This is a genomic window from Nocardia sp. NPDC003979 (assembly GCF_053605015.1).
On sequence record NZ_JBSGIJ010000024.1, the window covers coordinates 1 to 20,750 of the forward strand.

At 68.7% G+C, this 20,750-nt stretch carries 20 protein-coding genes, 1 tRNA gene and 1 pseudogene; 11 read left to right on the forward strand and 11 right to left on the reverse strand.

The window, feature by feature from the left end; all coding sequences use genetic code 11:
- Positions 1 to 140 precede the first annotated feature (140 nt).
- Positions 141 to 1,022, forward strand: coding sequence for an alpha/beta fold hydrolase (locus tag ACWEVR_RS30045; RefSeq protein ID WP_452469698.1), 882 nt, complete (start codon positions 141 to 143; stop codon positions 1,020 to 1,022).
- A gap of 56 nt (positions 1,023 to 1,078) precedes the next feature.
- Here ACWEVR_RS30045 and ACWEVR_RS30050 read toward each other — a convergent pair whose 3' ends face one another.
- Both ACWEVR_RS30050 and moaA read right to left on the reverse strand, forming a co-directional pair.
- A complete protein-coding gene (locus ACWEVR_RS30050; protein WP_067493080.1) occupies positions 1,079 to 1,321 on the reverse strand; it encodes a MoaD/ThiS family protein in 243 nt (80 codons plus the stop codon).
- Entirely contained in the window at positions 1,314 to 2,372 is a 1,059-nt protein-coding gene (moaA, locus tag ACWEVR_RS30055; RefSeq protein ID WP_452469699.1) for a GTP 3',8-cyclase MoaA, read from the reverse strand. The genes ACWEVR_RS30050 and moaA overlap by 8 nt, the downstream gene beginning before the upstream one ends.
- 129 nt (positions 2,373 to 2,501) lie before the next feature.
- On the opposite strand from moaA, the gene ACWEVR_RS30060 reads away from it, so the two are divergent.
- The 3 genes from ACWEVR_RS30060 to ACWEVR_RS30070 are packed head-to-tail and all read left to right on the forward strand — an operon-like array spanning position 2,502 to position 5,270.
- Positions 2,502 to 3,707, forward strand: coding sequence for a molybdopterin molybdotransferase MoeA (locus tag ACWEVR_RS30060; protein WP_452469700.1), 1,206 nt, complete (start codon positions 2,502 to 2,504; stop codon positions 3,705 to 3,707).
- Positions 3,704 to 4,846 carry a bifunctional molybdenum cofactor biosynthesis protein MoaC/MoaB gene (gene moaCB / locus ACWEVR_RS30065; protein WP_452469701.1) on the forward strand — a complete coding sequence of 381 codons (1,143 nt, stop codon included), beginning with the start codon at positions 3,704 to 3,706 and terminating at the stop codon, positions 4,844 to 4,846. Before ACWEVR_RS30060 ends, moaCB begins: the two co-directional genes overlap by 4 nt.
- Positions 4,839 to 5,270 carry a molybdenum cofactor biosynthesis protein MoaE gene (locus ACWEVR_RS30070; RefSeq protein ID WP_452469702.1) on the forward strand — a complete coding sequence of 144 codons (432 nt, stop codon included), beginning with the start codon at positions 4,839 to 4,841 and terminating at the stop codon, positions 5,268 to 5,270. Before moaCB ends, ACWEVR_RS30070 begins: the two co-directional genes overlap by 8 nt.
- Here ACWEVR_RS30070 and ACWEVR_RS30075 read toward each other — a convergent pair.
- The 3 genes from ACWEVR_RS30075 to ACWEVR_RS30085 all read right to left on the reverse strand — a co-directional run bounded on the left by ACWEVR_RS30075 (position 5,267) and on the right by ACWEVR_RS30085 (position 8,997).
- Positions 5,267 to 6,304: a CobW family GTP-binding protein gene (locus tag ACWEVR_RS30075; RefSeq protein WP_452469703.1), complete on the reverse strand. Its 1,038-nt coding sequence runs from the start codon at positions 6,302 to 6,304 to the stop codon at positions 5,267 to 5,269. The genes ACWEVR_RS30070 and ACWEVR_RS30075 overlap by 4 nt on opposite strands.
- A 231-nt stretch (positions 6,305 to 6,535) precedes the next feature.
- Positions 6,536 to 8,293, reverse strand: a complete 1,758-nt coding sequence (locus tag ACWEVR_RS30080) for an N-acetylmuramoyl-L-alanine amidase (RefSeq protein ID WP_452469704.1) — start codon at positions 8,291 to 8,293, stop codon at positions 6,536 to 6,538.
- 167 nt (positions 8,294 to 8,460) lie between these two features.
- Positions 8,461 to 8,997 carry a sigma-70 family RNA polymerase sigma factor gene (locus ACWEVR_RS30085; protein WP_452469705.1) on the reverse strand — a complete coding sequence of 179 codons (537 nt, stop codon included), beginning with the start codon at positions 8,995 to 8,997 and terminating at the stop codon, positions 8,461 to 8,463.
- A 226-nt stretch (positions 8,998 to 9,223) separates the two neighbouring features.
- Here ACWEVR_RS30085 and ACWEVR_RS30090 point away from each other — a divergent pair, with 226 nt between their 5' ends.
- A complete protein-coding gene (locus ACWEVR_RS30090; RefSeq protein ID WP_452469706.1) occupies positions 9,224 to 10,177 on the forward strand; it encodes a cation diffusion facilitator family transporter in 954 nt (317 codons plus the stop codon).
- Positions 10,178 to 10,639: 462 nt separating this feature from the next.
- On the opposite strand, the gene ACWEVR_RS30095 is transcribed toward ACWEVR_RS30090, so the two are convergent.
- Together ACWEVR_RS30095 and ACWEVR_RS30100 are read right to left on the reverse strand one after the other, a co-directional pair.
- Positions 10,640 to 11,998 carry a lipase family protein gene (locus tag ACWEVR_RS30095; protein WP_452469707.1) on the reverse strand — a complete coding sequence of 453 codons (1,359 nt, stop codon included), beginning with the start codon at positions 11,996 to 11,998 and terminating at the stop codon, positions 10,640 to 10,642.
- The gene (locus ACWEVR_RS30100; protein WP_452469708.1) at positions 11,995 to 13,140 is read right to left on the reverse strand and encodes an esterase/lipase family protein; all 1,146 of its coding nucleotides are present in this window, start codon (positions 13,138 to 13,140) and stop codon (positions 11,995 to 11,997) included. The genes ACWEVR_RS30095 and ACWEVR_RS30100 overlap by 4 nt, the downstream gene beginning before the upstream one ends.
- Positions 13,141 to 13,333: 193 nt before the next feature.
- Between ACWEVR_RS30100 and ACWEVR_RS30105 the strand changes: the two genes are divergently transcribed.
- Positions 13,334 to 14,551, forward strand: coding sequence for a PucR family transcriptional regulator (locus tag ACWEVR_RS30105; RefSeq protein ID WP_452469709.1), 1,218 nt, complete (start codon positions 13,334 to 13,336; stop codon positions 14,549 to 14,551).
- Positions 14,552 to 14,638: 87 nt separating this feature from the next.
- Here ACWEVR_RS30105 and ACWEVR_RS30110 read toward each other — a convergent pair.
- The 3 genes and pseudogenes from ACWEVR_RS30110 to ACWEVR_RS30120 all read right to left on the reverse strand — a co-directional run.
- Positions 14,639 to 14,965: pseudogene (locus ACWEVR_RS30110) on the reverse strand (transglycosylase family protein); the annotation flags it as partial.
- 377 nt (positions 14,966 to 15,342) lie between these two features.
- Positions 15,343 to 15,975, reverse strand: coding sequence for a response regulator (locus tag ACWEVR_RS30115; RefSeq protein ID WP_067637097.1), 633 nt, complete (start codon positions 15,973 to 15,975; stop codon positions 15,343 to 15,345).
- An 11-nt stretch (positions 15,976 to 15,986) separates the two neighbouring features.
- Complete coding sequence (locus tag ACWEVR_RS30120) at positions 15,987 to 17,168, reverse strand: sensor histidine kinase (RefSeq protein WP_452469710.1); 1,182 nt, start codon at positions 17,166 to 17,168, stop codon at positions 15,987 to 15,989.
- Positions 17,169 to 17,365: 197 nt separating this feature from the next.
- Here ACWEVR_RS30120 and ACWEVR_RS30125 point away from each other — a divergent pair, with 197 nt between their 5' ends.
- Together ACWEVR_RS30125 and ACWEVR_RS30130 are read left to right on the forward strand one after the other, a co-directional pair.
- Positions 17,366 to 17,926, forward strand: coding sequence for a GlcG/HbpS family heme-binding protein (locus tag ACWEVR_RS30125; RefSeq protein WP_452469711.1), 561 nt, complete (start codon positions 17,366 to 17,368; stop codon positions 17,924 to 17,926).
- 55 nt (positions 17,927 to 17,981) lie between these two features.
- Complete coding sequence (locus ACWEVR_RS30130; RefSeq protein WP_452469712.1) at positions 17,982 to 18,476, forward strand: DM13 domain-containing protein; 495 nt, start codon at positions 17,982 to 17,984, stop codon at positions 18,474 to 18,476.
- A gap of 3 nt (positions 18,477 to 18,479) precedes the next feature.
- Here ACWEVR_RS30130 and ACWEVR_RS30135 read toward each other — a convergent pair whose 3' ends face one another.
- Positions 18,480 to 19,433 (reverse strand): DNA polymerase domain-containing protein, encoded by a 954-nt coding sequence (locus ACWEVR_RS30135; protein WP_452469713.1) that lies wholly within the window; start codon positions 19,431 to 19,433, stop codon positions 18,480 to 18,482.
- 149 nt (positions 19,434 to 19,582) lie between these two features.
- On the opposite strand from ACWEVR_RS30135, the gene ACWEVR_RS30140 reads away from it, so the two are divergent.
- The 3 genes from ACWEVR_RS30140 (at position 19,583) to ACWEVR_RS30150 (ending at position 20,724) form a co-directional block, all read left to right on the forward strand.
- Entirely contained in the window at positions 19,583 to 20,149 is a 567-nt protein-coding gene (locus ACWEVR_RS30140) for a TetR/AcrR family transcriptional regulator (RefSeq protein ID WP_452469714.1), read from the forward strand.
- Between the two features lie 8 nt (positions 20,150 to 20,157).
- A complete protein-coding gene (locus tag ACWEVR_RS30145) occupies positions 20,158 to 20,520 on the forward strand; it encodes a cupin domain-containing protein (RefSeq protein WP_452469715.1) in 363 nt (120 codons plus the stop codon).
- Positions 20,521 to 20,651: 131 nt separating this feature from the next.
- A tRNA-Glu gene (locus ACWEVR_RS30150) sits at positions 20,652 to 20,724 on the forward strand.
- Positions 20,725 to 20,750 lie beyond the last annotated feature (26 nt).

Genomic DNA, 20,750 nt, shown 5'->3' on the forward strand with positions numbered 1-20,750 from the left:
TTGTTTTTTTTTTAAAAAAATAGCCCCACAAAAAAAAAATGGTGGGGGGGGTGGTGCCCCACACCCACCAGTCCCCCGCTTGCGCGGGCCCCCCCCCCCCGGCGCGCCCCGGCTCTTCTCCTCCCCTGAAAGGGTTTACGGTGATCGAGATTCCTGTGATCGCACATCGATTCGTCGAGGTCGACGGCGTGCGCGTCTTCTACCGCGAGACCGGCCCGCGCGACGCGCCGACGCTGCTACTGCTGCACGGCTTCCCCTCTGCCTCACATCAGTTCCGCCGGTTGATGGATGCCCTCGGCGGCCGGTACCACCTCGTCGCCCCGGACTACCCCGGCTTCGGACACACCTCGGCTCCCGAGGATTTCGCCTATTCGTTCGACCGTCTGGCCGATATCACCGAAGGCTTCCTCGAGGCCCTCGGCCTGCACCGCTTCATCATGTACGTCTTCGATTTCGGTGGGCCGGTGGGCTTCCGGATCGCCGAGCGTCATCCGGAGTGGATCGCCGGACTGATCGTGCAGAACGCCAACGCCTACACCGATGGCCTGTCCGACGGCGCCCGCGACTTCATCGCGTTGACCCCGGAGACCCCCGGATCACGCGACGTGATCGGCGAGCTGCTGACCTTGGACGGCACCCGAGGTCAGTACGAAACAGGTGTCTCCGACCCGCAGGTGCTCGACCCCGACGCCTGGACCCTGGACCAGCACTTCCTCGACGCGCCCGGACGGAAGCAGGCGCAGCTGACGCTGGCCTTCGACTACCACAGCAATCTCGAGCGCTATGACGCCTGGCAGCTCTGGCTGCGGACGCACACACCACCCACCCTGATCCTCTGGGGTCGGCACGACCCGTTCTTCCCCGAGCCCGGCGCCCACGCGTACCTCGCAGACGTGCCGCAGGCAGAACTGCACCTGTTCGACACCGGCCATTTCGCCCTGGAGACCCATCTGCCGGAAATCGCTCCGCGCATCGCGGATTTCGCCGACCACGTCTGGGACACCGGCCGGCGCGATCGCTGAGACCGGTCGTCCCTCGCGGGACCTGCCAGGCGGTGGGCCGAATAGCTGGATCGGGTTCAGCCGCCGGCGAAAGGGGGGAGAACGTCTACCCGGTCGCGGAGCATAGCCGCGGGGTCGCGGGTGAGTTCGTCGCCGATCAGGAAGGCACAGACCCGGACCAGGGTGTCCACCTCGGCACCGTAGGTGGTGGCGAGGGTGGTGCGTAGGTCGGCGACGGTGGCGCCGTCGGGTAGGTCGAGTGTTTCGGTGTTCTTGCCGACCGCGTCAGCGATGGCGGCGAAATAGCGGACCTCAACCACCGATGGCTCCCATCGTGCGTTCCGGGGGGACGAAACCTGCGGCGTCGATGCCGTGCCCTGCCCACTTCTGCCACATCGCGCCGCGCCACAGCTCGGCGACCTCCGCGTCGTCGGCGCCGGCCCGCAGCGCGGTGCGCACGTCGAACTCCTGGTCGCTGAACAGGCACGAGCGCAGCATGCCGTCGGCGGTGAGCCGGGTGCGGTCGCAGGCGTCGCAGAACTTGCGGGTCACCGTCGCGATGATGCCGACGGTCGCGGGGCCCCCGTCGACCAGCCACTTCTCCGCGGGCGCCGAGGGGTCGGCGCGGCCGGCGGGCGTGAGGGTGAAGCGGGTGCCGAGGACGTCCAGCAGGTCGGCGGCGGTCACCATCTGTTCGCGCGCCCACTCGTGGTCGGCGTCGAGCGGCATTTCCTCGATGAAGCGCAGTTCACATTCCTCGGCCAGGCACCAGGCCAGCAGGTCGGCGGCACCGGCGAGGTTGTCGCGCATGAGCACGGCGTTCACCTTCACCGGTGCGAGGCCCGCGTCACGGGCGGCGCGGATGCCGTTGAGGACCGATTCGAGGCGGTCGCGGCGGGTCAGCCGGGCGAAGTCGAGCCGGTCGACGGTATCGAGGGAGACGTTCACCCTGGTCAGGCCGGCAGCGGCGAGGGCACGCACCCGATGTTCGAGGCCGACACCGTTGGTGGTCATCGCCAACGGAGTGTCGGGAACGGCGGCGTGGCAGCCCGCGATGATCTGCTCGAGTTCACGGCGCATCAACGGTTCGCCGCCCGTGAAGCGCACCTCGCGCACCCCGAGTTCCTGCACAGCGAGGGAGACCAGCCGCACGATCTCGTCGGCGGTGAGCAGTTCCTCGCGCGGGATCGGCGGCAGGCCCTCCTCGGGCATGCAGTACGTGCAGCGCAGCGAACACTTCTCGGTGATGGAGACGCGCAGGTCACGGGCGACGCGGCCGAATCGGTCGACCAGCAGCGGCGTCTCGGGCCTGCCGTCGAGAGACGGCCGCTCCGAGCGCACAGCGGGGATCCCCATCTCGACCAGCGTCATTCCTCCAGTATGACCCGTCGGGGCCGTCACATCGGGTCCGGTGCGGCGATTCGTTGCTCACCGCCAGGGCCGGGAAAGAGTGAGCAACACGATCGAACCGGGTACCGCGACGACGATTAGGCTGGGCACATGACTCACCGGCCCGCCACCGCGTCGGCGCGCAGCGTGGACGAGTACCGCGACACCGTTGCCGCGCTGCTCGCCCACCTCGCCGGCCGCACCCCCGAACAGGTGCCGGTCCCCGACGCACTCGGGCGCGTGCTCGCCGCCGATGTGAACTCCCCGATCGATCTGCCGGTCTTCCGCAATTCGGCGATGGACGGGTACGCGGTCCGGGCTACCGACGTCGCCGTCACGCCGGTGACGCTGCCGGTCGCGGGTGTAGTGGCCGCCGGTAGGCCCGGCACCGAGGTACTGCCCGAGGGCGCGGCGATGAAGGTGATGACGGGTGCGCCGCTGCCGCCGGGCGCGGACTGCGTCGTCCCGGTGGAGGACGTGCAGGCGGGCACCGACCGCATCGTCGTCGAACGCGGCCGGGCACGTGGGGAATTCGTGCGCGAGGCCGGTACCGATGTGCGTATGGGTGAGCTGGTCGCCCGGGCGGGCACGGTGCTCGCGCCGCGTCATATCGCCGCGCTGGCCGCCGTCGGGCTGCCGAGTGTGCCGGTGCTGTCGCGGTTGCGTGCGGTGTGCCTGACCACCGGTGACGAGCTGCGACCGGCCGGTTCGGTGCTGGCCCCCGGCCAGATCTACAACTCGAACGGGATCGGACTGGCCGCCGCCCTGCGCGCCGACGGCGTCGACGTGCTCGAGATCGCCCACAGCACCGACGACGCGACCGTCTTCGCCCAGGTGCTGCGGTCGGCCGTCGCGAAGGCCGACGTGGTGTTCACCTCCGGTGGGGTGTCCAAGGGGGACTTCGAGGTGGTCAAAGAGGTGCTGGCGCCGCTGGGCGGAACGTTCGGTTCCGTCGCGGTGCAGCCGGGTGGACCGCAGGGGTACACGGTGGTCGACGGTGTGCCCGTACTGAGCTTCCCGGGCAATCCGGTGAGCACGATGGTTTCCTACACGGTCTTCGCGCGGCCGGTGATCCGGGCACTCGCCGGACTGCCCGCGCCCGCGAGCCGCGAGCTGCCCCTGCTCACCCCGGTCCGCTCCCCGGCGGGCAAACGTCAGTTCCTGCGTGGCCTGACCAGCGACGACGGCGTGGAGGTCGTGTCCGGACCCGGCTCGCATCTCATCGCGGGTATGGCCTGGGCGGATGCGCTGGTCGACATTCCCGCCGAGGTCACCACGCTCGCCGCCGGTGCCACTGTGCGAATCTTGATGCTATGAGCGAGTTGTCGCACGTCGACCGCGAAGGTCGCGCCCGCATGGTCGATGTGAGTGCCAAGCCCGACACCACCCGGATCGCCGTCGCCGCAGGCGAATTGCAGACGACGGCCGAAGTCGTGCGCTTGGTCCGTGCCGACGGCATGCCCAAGGCCGACGTGCTGTCCACCGCCCGGCTCGCCGGAATCGCCGGTGCCAAAAAGACTTCCGAGCTGATCCCGCTGTGTCACCAGCTGGCGCTGTCGTCGGTGAAGGTAGAGTTCGGGTTCACCGAGACGACCATCACCATCGAGGCGAGCGCCAAGACCACCGGGCCGACCGGAGTGGAGATGGAGGCGCTCACCGCCGTCGCCGTGGCGGGGCTCACCCTGCACGACATGGTGAAGGCGGTCGATCCGGCGGCGGTGTTGAACGGGGTGCGGCTGGTCACCAAAGAAGGTGGCAAGCACGGGCATTGGGTGCGGCCGGAGGCGCGGTCAGCGTCGATCGGGGCCGCGCAGGCTCCGGCCGTCGCCGGATCGGGCGGCACTGTGGGCATCTCGGAGGCAGCGGGCTCCGGCGCCCGTTCCGCCGGCGCTGCGGTCGGCGTCTCGGAGTCGCAGCATGTTGCCGAATCACGTTCGGCCGTCGCTGATTCTCGGCAGGCCATGAACAGTGCCCCCGCCGGGTCTCGTAGTGCCGCTGTCGTGGTCGCGTCTACTGGCGCGGCCGCTGGGTCACGTGTCGACACCACCGGTCCCGTGCTCGCCGAATGGCTTGCCGCGCAAGGGTTTTCCGTGCGCGGTCCACTCGTTTACGCGGACGCCGACATCGCGGCAGGCTTGGCCGACGCACTGACCGGGGCGCCGTCGCTGGTCGTCACGACCGGCGGCACCGGCGCTTCGCCGACCGACGCAACCCCCGAAGCGACACGGGCCGTGCTCGATCGGGAGCTGCCCGGGGTGGCCGACGCCATCCGGCAGCGTGGGACGGCGAAATTCCCGCTCGCGGCGCTGAGCCGCGGGGTCGCGGGCCTGGTCGGGAGCACCGTTGTGGTGAACCTGCCCGGTTCGCCCGGCGGGGTGAAGGACGGCATCGCCGTGCTGGAGCCGCTGCTGGATCATCTGCTCGCGCAAGTAGCCGGAGGCGGCAATCATGAATGACAAGGGCACGGTCGCGCTGGCCGCGATCAGTGACCGCGATCTCGATCCCGCCACCGTCGAAAAGGCCGTGGACGGACCGGCATTCGGCGCCGTGGTGGTGTTCACCGGCAAGGTCCGCAATCACGATGGTGGCCAGGCGGTTTCCTCGCTCGAGTACTCCGCGCACCCGCAGGCCGAACGGTTCCTCCACGCGGTGTGCGCCGAAGTCGCCACGGCCAGTGGACTTCCCGTCGCCGCCGCCCATCGGGTCGGTGCGCTCGACATCGGTGGCCTGGCGATCGTGGTCGCCGTCGCCGCACCGCATCGGGCCGAGGCGTTCACCGTATGCCACGAGCTCGTCGACCGGATCAAGCACGAAGTGCCCATCTGGAAGCGGCAACTGTTCGCCGACGGACTCTCGGAATGGGTCAACGCCTGCGGTTAGACCATGCTCGGGGTGTAGCGCCAGATGCCGAGCATCGCTTGGTCGTCCAGCGGTGAGTCGCCCTCGAAGACGGTGGCGCGCAAGCGTTCCAGGGACGCGTCCGCGTCGAGGCCCGCGCCGATGAGGACCAGGCTCGACACCCGCTGCTCACCCCGCGCCCAGGTGCCCGGGGTGAACGTCACGTGGCGGCCGACCAGGTGCATCTCGAACTTGCGCCGCTCGCCCTCCACGGCGAAGGCCAGGCATCCCTTGGCGCGGAACAGGCCGTGCGGCGGGTTCTCCAGGAACTCCACCAGCGCACGGGGATTCAGTGGGCGCTCGCTGGTGAACGACACCGAGACGTAGTCGTCGTGGAAGTGGCGGTGGTCGGGATCGTCGTGGTCGTGGTCGTCGAGCAGGGCGTCGAAGCTCAACTGCTGCGCCACTTTGGGCTCTTCGCGGGTGCGCTCGTCGAACAGCAGACCCGGGTCGACCCGGCCGTGCGTGGTCGCGTAGACGGGTACCTGATCGACCCACTCGGTGATCTGCGCACGCAGGGCCGTGAGTGCCTCGGGGGTGACGCGGTCGGCCTTGTTCACCAGCACCAGGTCGGCCAGTTTCAGGTGCGAGATCAACTCCGGGTGCCGGGTGCTCGTTTCGCCGAATTGTTCGGCATCGACCACCTCGACCAGTCCGCCGTAGCCGATGCGCGGATTCGGATTCGCCACGACCATCCGGATCAGATTGCGCGGTTCGGCCAGCCCGCTGGCCTCGACAACGATCACGTCCACCGCGCTGCGCGGCTGCGCCAGCTGCGCGAACAGATCGTCGAGCTCGGACACGTCGACCGCGCAGCACACACACCCGTTCCCCAGCGACACCATGGCATCGACCTGCCCCGCGACCAGCATCGCGTCGATGTTCACCGCCCCGAAATCGTTGACCACCACCCCGATCCGGGTCCCCCGGTTGTTGCGCAACAGATAGTTCAGCAGAGTCGTCTTCCCCGACCCCAGAAACCCAGCAACGATCACCACAGGAATCACGGCACCCATGGTGCCACTCCCGCGCCCAGCCCCGCTCCATCCCACCTCTGCCCCACCACTCCCACCTCCCGCTGCGGCCTCACCTCGTGGCCCTGGGCTCGGCCTGGGCCTCCACCTGGACAAGCGATCACCACGCTCCGGTGGCGTTCGGCTCTCGCGCGATGCCGCCACCAGAGCGTGGTGATCTTGAAACGTGAACAGCCGCCCTCCGGATGGGAGGGCGGCTGTGGGTTCGGTCGGCTACTTCGTCGGGCCGAAGACGACGCCGGCGAGGGTGTAGGCCAGGTTGATGAGCTGATCGGTGACGACGCTGTTGTCCATGCCGAGGGACTGCGCCATGGGCATCAGCATGTTCATCACCGTGAGGACCGGGCCGCCGAGGGAACTGCTCAGCGACGTGATGTCGGGAACCGATTCCTCCTGGTAGGGCTGGGCCTTAGGGGCGGCACCGCCGCGTTCCCTCGGGGTGGGGGCCGGCGCGGCCGGCGGGCGGGCATTGGCACCGGGTGCGGTGCGGGCGGGGGCGTACGGCAGCGGCGCCGGGTCGGCGATCGGGGCCCGGGCCGGTGCGCGCGCAGGGGCGGGCGCTGCCGGGGTGGTGGAATCGCTGGACGGTTCCTCCACGAGTGCCGGGTTCTGGCCGGATTCGTCGCCGGTCGCGCCGTTCTCCGGCGCACCCTGGGCGGGTGCGCCTGCCGGGCCCGACTCGGGCGCGGACCCCGGCCCGTTCACCCCGGATTCCGGCCCCGCACCGTTCCCGGTCGCGTCCGATTCAGGTGCCGACCCCTCGCCGACACCGCCGGACTCGGGTCCTGACGCCGCACCCTCACCAACTCCACCCGACTCGGGTTCCGACGCCGCACCGGGCGCGGAACCCTGGCCAACTCCACCGGACTCAGGTTCCGACGCCGCACCGGGCGCGGAACCCTGGCCAACTCCACCGGACTCGGGCGCCGATCCCTGCCCGGTCCCGTCGGACTCCGGCACCGATCCCTGACCCGACTCACCCGCAGCACCGGGCGCGGACTTGCTGGTAGACGGCGCACCCCGGCGCGGCGAGGTCGTGTCGGACTGACCCGGCTTCTCGGTCGTCGAGTCCGTCGCCGCACCGGGCTCCGGCTCCTGCCCGGGCGTGGGAACCGGGGTAGCCACCGGCGCCCGACCCGGAATCGGCTTGGGTGCCGATGCCAGGGCAGGCGCGGGCCCGATCGGTTTGTTCAGCAGATAGCCGACCAATCCGGTCGTGATGGCCACCGCGTGCTGCAGCCGTCCCTCGCGCGATTCGAGCAGCGCCGCGTCCTCGGCATTGGCACCGTTGCCCATCTCCACGAAAACGAGCGGTACCCGGGTCAGGGCGGGCCCGGCCACGTCGGCGCGGGTCTGCAACCCGTTGTTCGCACCGCCGTAGGTCGCGGGCGGTATCCCGGCCGCGACATAGGCGTCGCGCACCGCGCTCGACGCGGCGAGCCCGGCTTGCGATTGGGCCTGTTCGACGGCCGGATCCGGCACCGGGAGCTGCGGCAGGATGAGGTGGAAGCCGCGCTGGTCGGCGGGTGCGCTGTCGGCATGGATGCTCACCGCCACCTCGGCGCCGGATTCGTTCGCGGCGCGGGCGCGGTCGTCCACGCAGCCGCCCCATCCGGCGTCGTCGGCGCGGCTGAGCACCACTTCGGCGCCGAGCGCCTGCAGCGAGGTCTTCACCAGCTGGGCCACTTCCCAGTTGATGGTGTGCTCGGGGACGCCGCCCAGCGACGTCATGCCGGTGGTCTGGCAGTCCTTGGTTCCGCCTCGGCCGTTGTCGACCTGGCGGGTGAGATCTTCCGCATGGGCCGGACCCTGATGACCCGGGTCGAGGAAGATCGTCTTCCCGGCGAGCTGATCGCCCTGCGCTGGTTCGGGGGCGGCGTGGGCGGTCACGGGCAGCAGCCCGGACAGCGACACCACGACCGCGGCGGAGACTGTGGAGCAGAGACCGGCCTTGATGATGTCTGGTTTCATGTTCGGTCGGCGCTCCGGAACGGAGCACCCCTCCCTTCCCATTGGTAACACCAAACCCAGTAGTTAACTCTTGCCACGTGTACAACGACAGGGCAAGCGCCGTTACCGAACTGCAATAGGCCGATAATCGCTGGTCAGGTGCCCAGATGGGCGATTTCTCGAGTGCGTCAGGCAACCTCCGGCAACTGCCGCAGCGAGCGCAGCGCGTAGTGCACGCGGGTCTTCACCGTGCCGACGGGGACCCCGAAATCCTCGGCCACTTCCCGGTATCCGCGATCACGCAGAATCACTTCGACCACGGCCGCGCGCTGCGGTTCGGGCAACCGGGCGAGCAGCTCGTCGACGAGCAGGCCGTCGACGAGCCCGTCGGCGAAATCCGGCCTGCCGCAGGGCACCAGCTCGGCGAGGTCGTCGAAACCCACATCGATCGGGCGCACGGCCCGAGCCCGCACGATATCGACGACCACATTGCGTTCGATCGCCAGCAGCCACGTGCGCACGCTGCCCTTGCGCGCGTCGAAGTCGGCGCACGCGCGCCACGCACGCAGCAACGTCTCCTGCACGGCATGCTCGGCCAACCCGCGATCGCCGAGGCTGCGCATGGCCCGCCAGTGCAGCAGGCCCCGATCGGTGGCCAGCACGTCGGCCAGCCCGTCCCTGGTACACAGTCGCGCGCAGTGCGCGTTACAGAGGTTCTCCGCCATACCGGGTTATCGCGGCCGGACCGCCCGATGACAACGCCTTAAGCGACTCTTCAGGATCCTGCTGGTGCCGTGCCGGAAAGTAGTTCCTGCGAGCCCGGCCGGGCCTGCTCCAGGAGGGGGGAGCAGGGCTGCCGGGCTCGCTCCGTTCCCGGGCCACGAAGGAATTGCATACATAGCGATTCGTGCATATGATTGCGCCGTTCGGTTCACCGGAGAGGGAAATCGCATGGGCGCAGGACACGGGCACGACCACGGGGTGTCTGCCGACAGTGACAAACGCTGGCTGGCGGGCGCGCTGGCCCTGATCGTCACGTTCCTGATCGGCGAGGTCATCGTCGGTATCGTCGCCGATTCGCTGGCGCTGCTGTCCGACGCCGCGCATATGACCACCGATGCCGCGTCCATCGCGCTGGCACTGTGGGCGATCCGGTTGGCCGCGCGCCCGCCGAAGGGACGGATGACCTTCGGCTGGAAGCGGGTGGAGATCCTGTCCGCCCAGGCCAACGGGCTCACCCTGCTGCTGCTCGCGCTGTGGCTCGGTTACGAGGCGATCCGCAGGCTGTTCGAGTCGCCGGAAGTGCACGGCGGCCTGGTGCTCGTCACCGCACTGGTCGGCGTGGCCGTGAATGTGCTCGCCACCTGGATGATCAGTCGCGCCGATCGGACGAGCCTCAATATCGAGGGCGCCTACCAGCACATCCTCAACGACCTGTTCGCGTTCATCGCCACCGCTGTCGCGGGTGTGGTCATCATCCTGACGGGCTGGGCTCGCGCCGATATCGTCGCCACTCTGATCGTGGTCGCGTTGATGATCAAGGCGGGCGTCGGGCTGATCCGCGCGTCGAGCCGCATCTTCCTCGAGGCCGCCCCCGACTACCTCGATCCCGCGCAGATCGACACCGACATCCGCGCCCGCGGCAGCGTGGTCGGCGTGCACGACCTGCACATCTGGGAGATCACCTCCGGCTCCCCCGCCCTGTCGGCGCACATCCTGGTGCAGCCGGGCCGCGACTGCCACGCGGTGCGCGAAGACGTGGCGCACATGCTCGACCACGACCACCACATCAGCCACGTCACCCTGCAGGTCGACCACGCCACCCCGGAGGTGCTCGCCATCGGCAACCGGCAGAGCAGCGCCTGCGGCGACACCCACACGGCCGAAGCGCCGCACACGCACTGACCCCCGAACGCGAGAATGCCCCACACCGGAAGGTGCGGGGCATTCTCGTGGCCGACGTTCCCGTCGACCCGGCCGTCACCGGCCGAAAGCGCTGACGAATCAGCCGCCGAAGGAGCCGGTCCACAGGGTGTCGACCAGACCGTGCAGAGCAGCACCCAGGGTGTCGAAAAGACCGTTCAGGGCGGCGCTACCGGTGTCGATGATAACGGGGATCATAAATACTCCTCTGTTTCTCATGCTCCAGCCGAGGCTGGCTTACGAATGGCATATCGACGCCCGAACGCCGCGAGTTACGCAAATTACGGATTAGTGACAGCCGTTACAGTAACCCGGTTTCGCCTATCACCACCTGCGGTTATAGGTGCGACAGCGTGTTACTTAAAATTGCATGAGAAGTTTCTGAGATTTATTTATTCACCTTTTATGTTTAGGACTCGGCGTACGCGGGAAAGGTGCGGAGAATTAGCTGATACGTAATACTTCTCTTTCTTCGGGCACCAGCGGCGAGGACTGTGCGGCCGATGCCGACGGGACATCGGCCACACCGATCGACCGACCGGCGACCATGGTCAGCACAACCTGCAGGAACTCCAGGTTCTTGCGCACCGCCCGCACGGAACGGGCCACCGAGGTCACCGTCTCCGTTCCGGTCTCGGTCTGCCTGCCCGCGAAGCGGTCGGCGAGCCAGTCGAGGACGACCGGGACGACGAGGAACTCCAGCGGCAGATGGGAACCGTTGCGGATGCGCAGGTACCGCACGGCCGCACCGGCCCGCTCGTAGCGCCGGACATGCGCGTCGATGTCGGCGACCGCGATCACCTCGTCCCGCACGCCCTGCACCACGAGCAGCGGGGCGGCCGGGGCCTTGCCGCCGGGCTCGATGTCGGTGAGAACGCGGCGCAGCACCGGTTCGGCGAGTAGTTCCGCGATGCCGCCGCGCAGGTGGCGGGCGACATCGCGGCGGGCGAACCGCAGCAACAGCGCGAAGGTACTGCGTTGTTCGGCCTCGCCGAGCAGGGCGCGGAACCGCGTGTCGAAGTGGTCTTCCAGCACAGGGACCAGCTCCGGGTAGGCGCGGCGCAGACCGGCGACGAAGGCGGCGGGGAATCCGGCGAACCAGCCGCCGTTGAGCCGGACGAACGCCGCCGCCGGGTCACCCACGGGCGACCCGGCGGCGGCGCCGACGATATCCAGCTCGGGGGCGTACTCGGCGGCGAGCTCGGCCGCCCAGGCCGTCGCCAGCCCGCCGCCCGAATAGCCCCACAGCGCAACCTGATTCGACGGTGACAGCCCGAGCGCGCCGAAACTCAGTGCCGCACGGATGCCGTCGAGCGCCCGGTAACCGGGTTCCCGCGCGGCGCCGAACCGCCCGTCGAGCCCCTCGTGGTCGGGGACCGAGACCGCCCACCCCTGCCGCAGCGCCATCGCGATGATCGGCAGTTCCAGCGGGGCGATCGAGCCGATGGTCTGCGCGCCCCGGCGCAAGGCGTAGGACGGAAAGCACTGCGGGGCAACGGCATCGATCGCGCACTGGAACGAGACGAGTGGACGGGACTCGCGCGGGTCGGCACCCCAGGGCAACAGCACCGTCGTCGCCGTCACCTCGGCATTGCCGTCGAGATCGCAGGTGCGATAGAGCAATTGCCACGCGGCGATACGCTGCGGCACCATGCCGAACAGGGCCAGCTCCACCGAGCGCGACCGCACTATCGCGCCGGGGGCGAGCGTCTCGAGATCGGGCGGGGCGAGATAGAAGGGATCGTCGGGCGGCAGCGGCGGCGCTCCATTCAGGGTGACCGCCCGATCGAGCAGACTGGTCATAGGCTGCCGCCTCCGCCGAAGAACCAGGGGTTGAACGTGCAGGCCAGCTCGGGTCCGCTCGCCGGATCGAGAGCACGCAGTGCGATGGAGGCCGCGCGCGGGGAGTACATCATCGTCAGGTGGTCGGAGACGTCCTGTTCGCAGCCGGCCTGCAAGGTGATGTTGTCGACGGTCGCGTCCGGTCCGGCGACCAGGAAGCCCAGGTCGAGGGGGTTCATCACTTCGTCGTAGCGGGAGCCCACCACGGTGTAGTGCACGCCGGGCACGGTGTCGCCGCCGGCGTTGAGGGTGGTGTAGAACGGCGAGCCGATGGCCTGTTCCACATTGGCGGCGCCGATGATCGGCCGGTAGAAGCCGAGGATGTCGATACCCGCGTTGTTGATCATGCGGCCGAGCGAGGCGATACCGAGCAGCGAGGTGCCGTGGTGGGTGCCGCCGAAGCTCACGAGCGTGGCGACCTTGCCCTGTCCCCCGTCGAACTTGAGGTAGTGGTTGGCGATGGTCGCGCCCTGGGAGTGGCCGACGATATCGACCTGTTCGGCGCCGGTCGCGGCCAGCACCCGCTCGATGAACGCGGCCACCTGGCCGGAGGATTCGACCATCGGGCCGACCCCGTTGCGGCCGGGCAGGATCGCGCCGAGCCCACCGGCCTCCAGCAGGGCGGACTTGCCGAAGTTCAGGGTGAACACGCAGTGCCCGGCGCCGGCCAGCCGCGGTGACAGATAGGAGAAGGTGTCGTAGGCGTTGAGCCAGGTGCCGTGCAGCAGGACCACCGGTCGCGGATGGGCCGCGGTGGGTTTGCAGTCCCAGCGGTTGGCCTTGGGCGGCGCGGCGTCCGGGTGCAGCAGGCCGTAGGCGAAGGCGGGCAGATAGGCCGACATCGAGGGGCCCTCACCGATGGTGTCGGAGGCACGGCTCGACGAACCCGACCCGCTGCCCGAGGAGCTGCCGGTGTCGGCGATGGCGGTGGGGCGGCCGTCGGGGGTGGTCGGCGCGGTGGCGGTCAGGTACTCGGCCAGCGAGGCGACGGTCGGTTCGAGCGTGGGAGTCGCGGCGGCCGAGTGGGTGCCGAGCGCGACGAGCGCGGCGGCGATGCCGAACGCGGACAGGGTTCGGCGAAGAGGATGCGTCGTTGCAATCAAGGTTTCACTTCCGTAGAACAGCGTCGTCGGGCAGGCGGCCCGATGCGCGTTCTGCGAATCTATGACCGGGACCACAGGGTGTCACTGCACCTCGCGCCCAGAAAACACGACCGTTCTTGTCTCGTGAACCAAGTTCTCGTCGTAGCCGACTGGAGCGCCCACTTTCGCCCTGTCTTGGGACACAATTCCAGGCATGCTCGCCGAACAAGCCACGTCCGCGTCACCCGATCTGACGACTCGCCTGCTGAGTCGCTGGCCCCAGATCGCCGAGCGCATGCTCGCCGACGGACTCGCCGCCAAAGCCCCCGCCGAACTGCCCGCCGGCCACTTCACCGCCGAGGTGCTGCCGACCATCTATGCCTGCGGCCGGGCGGTGCTCGACGCGATCGCCTCGAACCGGGAGTTCACCAAGTCGGAGGTGGCCATGTTCGTGGCCCCGGTCGCCGAGCGTCATGCCGAGGACCGGTTGCCGCTGCCGCTGCTCATCGACGCCATTCACGCATCGGCGCAGTCGCTGCTCGCGGCGGCCTCCGCGGAGGCCGAGCCCAGCGAGATGTTCGAGTTCATCCACGTGTTCAGCCGGCTGCTCGACCTGCTCCGCCACATCAATATGACCGTGGTCGAGACCTACACCGAGGTGGAGCAGTCGATCTACCACGCCGAACGCGAGGCACGGCGCGAATTGTGCTCGGCGCTGGTGCGCGGGCTACCGGCCGAGGAACTCGCGGCGCGGGCCGACACGATTCTGGCCGAGCAGTACACGGTGCTCGCGATCCACCTCGACGAGCAGCCGCGCACCGGCAGCGCGGCCAACCTGCTGACGCGCCGCCGCATCCGGGTATTGCAGCGCGCCCTCGACGCGCTGACCGGAACGACCACCCCCGCCACCTTCGACGGCACCAGCGGCATCGCCCTGCTGAGCCGCTCCGAGGCCGATGTCCTCGACGCCGCGCGTTTCGACCAGCTCGCCACGCGACTGGCCGAACAATTCGGGGTTCCGGTGTACCTCGCGGAGTTCTCGGAGGTGGCCCGCGACGACATTCCCACCGCCGCCAAAGACGCGAGCGAACTGACGGAGCTGGCTCGGCTCCGGGGTAAACCCGGCGGGTGCTACCGCCTCGACGATCTGCTGCTCGAGTATCAGCTCACCCGCCCGGGCCCGGCGCGAGAGCGGTTGGCGCAGCGCGTGATTCCGCTGCTGTCGAGCCCGCATCTCGTCGAGGCACTCGAAGCGCATCTGCAGTACGGAGCCGATCGGAAGACCGCCTCGCGACGGATTCATGTCCACCCCAATACCTTCACCTACCGGTTGCGCCGCATCGCCGACCTGACCGGCCTCGACCCGGCCGATCCCAAGGATTCACGAATGCTCGCGGCCGCGCTCACGGTATATCGCCTGGATTCCGCATAAACGAAAAAACCCGCTATTCGACGTGTGCTTCGAATAGCGGGTATTCCGTTTCCCGACAAGGAAAGTCTTTATTGCGCGGCGTACCTACAGGTAGGCGCTGCAGGTCGGCCAGGCGCCGGGGCCCTGGGCCGCGAGCACGTTCTCGGCGACGCGGATCTGCTCTTCACGGCTGGCGTTGTCGGCCGTGCCGGTGCCGCCGTAGGCCTCCCAGGTGCTCTGCGAGAACTGCAGACCGCCGTAGTAGCCGTTACCGGTGTTGATACCCCAGTTACCGCTGCTCTCGCACTGCGCCACGGCGTCCCAGTTGTTCGCCGAAGCGGTGGCAGTGGTCAGACCGGCCGGAACGGCGATCATGGCACCGGCGACAGCGGCGAAACCGAGGGCACGGGTGGTGAATTTGCGATTGAAAGACATAAGCATTTCCTGCCTGCGCCCACCGACTCGGTATTCGAACTACCGCGTCCCTGCCCCACAGGTATGTCGGGGATCCTCGAATCGCGGGGCAGGCTTTGCGGCGTTCTGCGATTCGATTCGGCTCGGGTTGTTGTTCAAGCCGTGATCGAATGTAGCTGTTTGGCAACGGAAGATCACGCACCGATCACGGACGCTTATGTAGCAAAGTTTGTCCAAACGTACGCTGTTCACCGCTGGTCGTTCGTGATAAATCCGTAATCACAGAACTGTGTTTCAGGCGGCCATTTGTGAGCGGCCTCACAGGAATTTAGTGGGCCCGCTCACGTTTCTTCCGAGCAATTCGGGCAACCCTTTGTATGAGTAGTGGCCGCGGCTCCTCAGGCGAGGAGCCGCTTCTCCGATGCCACGGCCACCGCTGCGGCGCGCGTATCGACGCCGAGCTTGTCGTAGATGCGCCCGAGATGCGTCTTCACCGTCGCCTCGCTGATGTGCAGCGCGCGGGCGATCTCCCGGTTTCCGAGGCCTTCGGCCAATTTTCCGAGGATGTCGCGCTCGCGAGCGGTGAGAGTGGGCCCAGGGTTGCGCATCTTGGCCATGACCTTGGCCGCGACCGGCGCCGACAATGCGGTCTGCCCGCTCGCGGCCGCGTGGATGGCGGCGAACAGTTCCTCGGGGCGTTCGGCCTTCAGCAGGTATCCGGTGGCGCCCGCTTCGATCGCGCGGGTGATGTCGGCATCGGTGTCGTAGGTGGTCAGCACGAGAACGTGCGGTGTCGGCGCCGGTTGGGCGGTGATGAGCCTGGTCGCGGCCACGCCGTCCATCTCGCCGCCGAGCTGCAGATCCATCAGCACCACATCCGGGTGCAGGCGCCCGGCCAGCGCCACGGCCGCCGGGCCGTCGGCGGCCTCCCCGATCACCTCGATTCCGGGAGCGCTCGACAGCAGGGCGTGCAGGCCGGCGCGAACCACCGCGTGATCGTCACAGATCAGCAGGCGCACGGTGGTGGTCATAACGGCCGATGCTAGCGGGCATCGCCCGGTACGACCGGGGCCAAGGGGATCGACACCGACAGCACCGTCCCCTCCCCCGGCGCCGATTCGATCGCGCAGGTACCGCCCAGTTGATGCACGCGCGCCCGGATCGCAGGCAGACCGTGACCGCGATGCTCGGCCGGATCGCCGACGTCGCCGGGATCGAAGCCGCGTCCGTTGTCGGCCACATCGAGAACGATCTGGTCGTCGAGGCTGGTCAGCGTGAGTGTCGCCGTGCTCGCCCGCGCGTGTTCGCGCACATTGGCCAGCGCGCCCTGGGCGATGCGGAGCAGCGTGGCTTCCACGCGCTGCGGCAGCGGCACCGGCGCACCTTCGATATGGCATCGCACCGTCAGCGTGTCGGTGGATTCGCGGTCGGCGAGCGCGGTCAGGGCGGCGGCCAGCGACCCGCCCGCGGCGAGGTCGGCGGGGGCGAGATCGTGGACGAAGCGGCGCGCTTCGGTGAGGTCACGTTCGGCGATCTCGGCGGCCGAGCGCAGATGCGTGCGGGCCAGCCCCGGGTCGGTATCCCAGACCAGGTCGGCGGCCTGCAACAGCATGCGCTGGCTGGACAGACCCTGGGCGAGGGTGTCGTGGATCTCCATCGCGAGCCGTTCGCGTTCGGCCAGGGTGCCTTCACGTCGTTCGGTGTCGGCCAGTTCCTGACGGGTTCGCACGAGATCGTCGATGAGCGCCGCCTGCCGGGCGGCCTGCCTGCGCATACCGACGAACAGCGCGGTGGTCACGGCCGCCACCGCGGGCGGCGCGAGCACCAGGTTCGGATCGAGCCAGCCCGCGATGCGCACCTGACTGGCCACCACCAGCGCGGTCAGCACGACGACCAGCGTCACCGCGGTGCGCTCGGAGAGGATGCGCAGGCCCGTGTACACCAACGGCACCGCGCACCAGGCGAAACTCGGTGCGAGCACCACCAGCACCGACCAGGTGAGCACCAGCGCCGCGAACCATACGAGCCGGCGCGACTCCCGCAACTCGCTGAGCCCGTAGAGCACCGCCAGCGCCACCGCGAGGACGACGATGAGCGGTGTCGAACGGGTCTCGCTGTGCCGGATCAGCCAGCGCAACAGCGACGCGGCGAGCAACACGTAGAACGCGCTGTGCACGATGATCGCGAGCAGACGGGTGTCCTCGCGCTGGTCACCGAGGTCCATGCGGCCACCTCCTCTCCTCGGCATTCTCTCCCGGCGCCGGGGCCCGGCGGGTCATCCGATCGGTTGACCACGGTGTCGTCCGATCCGGCCGCGCACTCCAGCCACACCGTCGATTCGCGGGAGCCGCCGGGCGAACAGGATGGATATCACCAGGCCGCGCCGCAGATCCGACGGCCGAGAAATGCTCAGGAGCAGCAATGACCAGCAAGTTCAGCACCCGTAACCGTCTCATCGTCGCCGGTGCCACCGCCGCTGTGGTCGGCGCGGGCGTCGTCGGTGTCGTCACCGTGCAGGCCGCCGATCCCGACCCTGCCACCCGCACCCCCGTCGTCGTCGAGGCCGCCGACAACAATCTGGCCACCAGCACGCACCTGTCGGTCGCCGCCGCGACCAAGGCCGCCCAGACCGCGCTAGACGCGGCCGCCAAGGAGAACCAGCGGGTGAGCGTGGCCGTGGTCGACCGCAACGGCAATGTGATCGTCACCCTGCGTGGCGACGGCGCGGGCCCGCAGTCCTACGACGCCGCCCAGCAGAAGGCGTTCACCTCCGTCTCGTGGAACGCACCGACCAGCGAGCTCACCAAGCGGCTCGAGTCCGCACCCCACCTGGCCGACATCGACGGCACCCTCTTCCTCGGTGGCGGCGCCCCGGTGAAGTCGAAGGGCGCGCCCATCGCGGGCATCGGTGTGGCAGGCGCGCCGAGCGGCGATCTGGACGAGAAGTTCGCGCAGGCCGGCGTGGCCGCTCTCGGTAGCTGATCGAAGGCTGCGCCCGGCGGGCGGACGGAGAATGATGGACCTCGAAGGAGGCATCATGTCCGCTCGCCGGGTTCTGTTCAGTGTCCTCACCATCGGCTTGGTCGCGGCGGTGGCGGTGGGGCTGTATCTGTTTCAGCCGTGGCGGTTGTTCACCACGGTCACGGTCGACGAGGCCCCGGTGGTCGCCGCCGACGGCGCCCCGCCGCCGCTGCTCGCCCAGGGCACGTTCCTCTCCCACGAACACGACACCTCGGGCACCGTGGTGTTGCAGCACACTGCCGACGGCACCGTGGTCGTGCGGATCACCGACCTGCGTACCTCCGACGGCCCCGCCCTGCGGGTATGGCTCACCGATCAGCCGGTGATCCCCGACGACTGGCACAACTTCGACGACGGCACCCATATCGATCTCGGTGCGTTGAAGGGCAACGAGGGCAATCAGAACTACGAGGTACCCGCCGGAACCGATCTGTCCTCGGTGCGTTCGGTCAGCATCTGGTGCGAGCGGTTCCACGTCTCCTTCGGCGCGGCGACGCTCACTCCGGTCTGATTCTCATTCCGCGCGACGGGCGCGGGCGCGTCGTTTGCCCTCGTGCATCGCCTGGACCCGGGCGACCGGGATGGTGTGGCCTTCGGCGATCAGGTCCGCCGGGAGTTGTTGCGGTTCCGGCATTTCCGTCGACCACGGGTCGGCGTCGGCGAGCAGGTCCGGCACGGTGCGCAGGGTGAAGTCCGCGGGCGTCACATCGTCGAGGTCCGACCAGTTCAGCGGAAACGACACGGTGACGCCCGGACGGATGCGCGGGCTGTAGGCCGCCGCGACGGTGGCGCCGCCCGCACGCGTGGCATCGAGGAACACCTTCCCGTGGCGGTCCTCACGGATGAAAGCCGTTGTCCCGACGGCAGGATCGATGCGTTCGGCCCGCGCGGCCACCGCCCGGGTCGCCGCGGCCGCGTCCTCCACGTCGATACCGTCGACGACCGGTACGAAGACATGCAGCCCCTTTGACCCGCTCGTCTTCACCGCCCCCGCCAGCCCGTCGGCCGCCAGCGCCTCCCGGATCAGCCGGGCACCAGCCACCGCGTCGGCGAACGACTGCCCCGGGGACGGATCGAGATCCAGCACGAGATGCGTTGGTGCGGGCGTTGATTCGGCCAGGAACAAGGTCGCGTGATACTCAACCGCACGCTGATTCCCGAACCACAGCAGCGTCCGCAGGTCGTCACACAGCGCATAGGTGATCTCCCGCCGCGAACTCTCCGCCCACACCGTCGTGCGCCCAACCCATTCCGGCGTGTATTTGGGCAGATTCTTCTGCATGAACGGCTCCTGCCCCGGCCGCACCCGCACCACCGACAAGGGCCGCCCCCGCAGCACCCCAACCAGCCGCTCCCCCATCACATCGAGATACGCCACCAGATCCCGCTTGGTGGCCTCGGCACCGTCGAACAACGTCTGATCGAGATTCGACATCTCGACCCCACCCCACACCTCTTTACCGGCCATCGCTCCACCCTCCACCCCACCATCGACCAGGTCAACCACCACCTGCGCCACTGAGTCTCGCGAGCCGGAGCCGTGCATCGAGAAGTGCACTCCCTTCCGCGGCACGAGTTGATGCACTGCCTGTACCTATTGGTATGTACAGTGGCCGGGTGAGCACCAGAGAGAGCCTGATCGAGAGCACTCGGTCGCTGTTGTGGGAGCGCGGGTACGTCGGGACCAGCCCGAAGGCGATCCAGCAGCGGGCCGGAGCAGGGCAGGGCAGCATGTACCACCATTTCGCGGGCAAGGAGGATCTGGCGCTGACCGCCATCCGCCGCAGCGCCGAGGAGTTACGGGCCGCCGCCGACGCCGAACTGTCCGCCGACGGCACGGCTCACGCGCGGATCGAGGCGTTCCTGCGCCGTGAACGTGACGTGTTGCGGGGCTGCCCGATGGGGCGACTCACCCAAGATCCCGACGTCATGTCGACCGCCGCGCTGCGCGAACCGGTGGAAGAGACATTCGGCTGGCTACGAACCCGGCTCGCGCGGGTGCTCGAAGAAGGGCGGGAGCGGGGCGAACTCGCGCTCGACCCGCACACGACGGCCCAGACGATCGTCGCCGTCTTGCAGGGTGCCTATGTCCTCGCCCGCGCGGCCGACGATCCACAACGGTTCGACGACGCGATCACCGGAATCCTCGGCCTACTCACGCACAGCTCGACTGGAACGGAGTAACCACCGTCATGCCTGCCCCGACCCCCGAAACCGGCACTGCCCCGGTCGTCCGCACGACCCTTCTCGACCAGGTGCTGCCGTCCCCCCAAACCCTGCACCGGGTCGAAATCCGGCGCATCACGCTCGCCCCCGACTTCGCCGGTGGCCTCCACGTCCACAACGGACCGGTCTTCGGCAGCATCGAATCCGGCTCCGCCGTCTACCAGATCGAAGGCGAACCGGCAACGATCCTGCGCCCCGGCGACGTGTTCTACGAGCCCGCACATGTCCGCATCGCGCGTTTCGACGCGCAACAGGACGGGGTCACCTTCCTCGGTTATTTCCTGCTCGAGGCCGACCAGGTCGTCGAGCTCGCGTTTCCCGACGACTGAAAACCGTCCGGCAGCCACGGCGAAGTCGTCGCCCGCCCCGATGGACGGTTTCCCGCGCCCCGTTTTGGTCGATCGCCCGGTCGTGGGCTATCGTATGACCCGCGCGGTTCACCGAGGTGAGCTGTTGTTCTGGCCCCGTCGTCTAGCGGCCTAGGACGCCGCCCTCTCAAGGCGGTAGCGCGGGTTCGAATCCCGTCGGGGCTACAGATGAGCTCCCCGGTCCACCGACC

Bases quoted from the DNA above. Each gene is read 5' to 3' on its own strand.
- ACWEVR_RS30085 (WP_452469705.1), bottom strand. From the start codon at position 8,997: ATGGCGGAGAACCTCTGTAACGCGCACTGCGCGCGACTGTGTACCAGG.
- ACWEVR_RS30070 (WP_452469702.1), top strand. From the start codon at position 4,839: ATGAATGACAAGGGCACGGTCGCGCTGGCCGCGATCAGTGACCGCGAT.
- ACWEVR_RS30080 (WP_452469704.1), bottom strand. From the start codon at position 8,293: ATGAAACCAGACATCATCAAGGCCGGTCTCTGCTCCACAGTCTCCGCC.
- ACWEVR_RS30105 (WP_452469709.1), top strand. From the start codon at position 13,334: ATGCTCGCCGAACAAGCCACGTCCGCGTCACCCGATCTGACGACTCGC.
- ACWEVR_RS30120 (WP_452469710.1), bottom strand. From the start codon at position 17,168: ATGGACCTCGGTGACCAGCGCGAGGACACCCGTCTGCTCGCGATCATC.
- moaCB (WP_452469701.1), top strand. From the start codon at position 3,704: ATGAGCGAGTTGTCGCACGTCGACCGCGAAGGTCGCGCCCGCATGGTC.
- ACWEVR_RS30090 (WP_452469706.1), top strand. From the start codon at position 9,224: ATGGGCGCAGGACACGGGCACGACCACGGGGTGTCTGCCGACAGTGAC.
- ACWEVR_RS30125 (WP_452469711.1), top strand. From the start codon at position 17,366: ATGACCAGCAAGTTCAGCACCCGTAACCGTCTCATCGTCGCCGGTGCC.
- ACWEVR_RS30145 (WP_452469715.1), top strand. From the start codon at position 20,158: ATGCCTGCCCCGACCCCCGAAACCGGCACTGCCCCGGTCGTCCGCACG.
- ACWEVR_RS30130 (WP_452469712.1), top strand. From the start codon at position 17,982: ATGTCCGCTCGCCGGGTTCTGTTCAGTGTCCTCACCATCGGCTTGGTC.
- ACWEVR_RS30075 (WP_452469703.1), bottom strand. From the start codon at position 6,304: ATGGGTGCCGTGATTCCTGTGGTGATCGTTGCTGGGTTTCTGGGGTCG.
- ACWEVR_RS30095 (WP_452469707.1), bottom strand. From the start codon at position 11,998: ATGACCAGTCTGCTCGATCGGGCGGTCACCCTGAATGGAGCGCCGCCG.
- ACWEVR_RS30115 (WP_067637097.1), bottom strand. From the start codon at position 15,975: ATGACCACCACCGTGCGCCTGCTGATCTGTGACGATCACGCGGTGGTT.
- moaA (WP_452469699.1), bottom strand. From the start codon at position 2,372: ATGACGCTGGTCGAGATGGGGATCCCCGCTGTGCGCTCGGAGCGGCCG.
- ACWEVR_RS30135 (WP_452469713.1), bottom strand. From the start codon at position 19,433: ATGGCCGGTAAAGAGGTGTGGGGTGGGGTCGAGATGTCGAATCTCGAT.
- ACWEVR_RS30060 (WP_452469700.1), top strand. From the start codon at position 2,502: ATGACTCACCGGCCCGCCACCGCGTCGGCGCGCAGCGTGGACGAGTAC.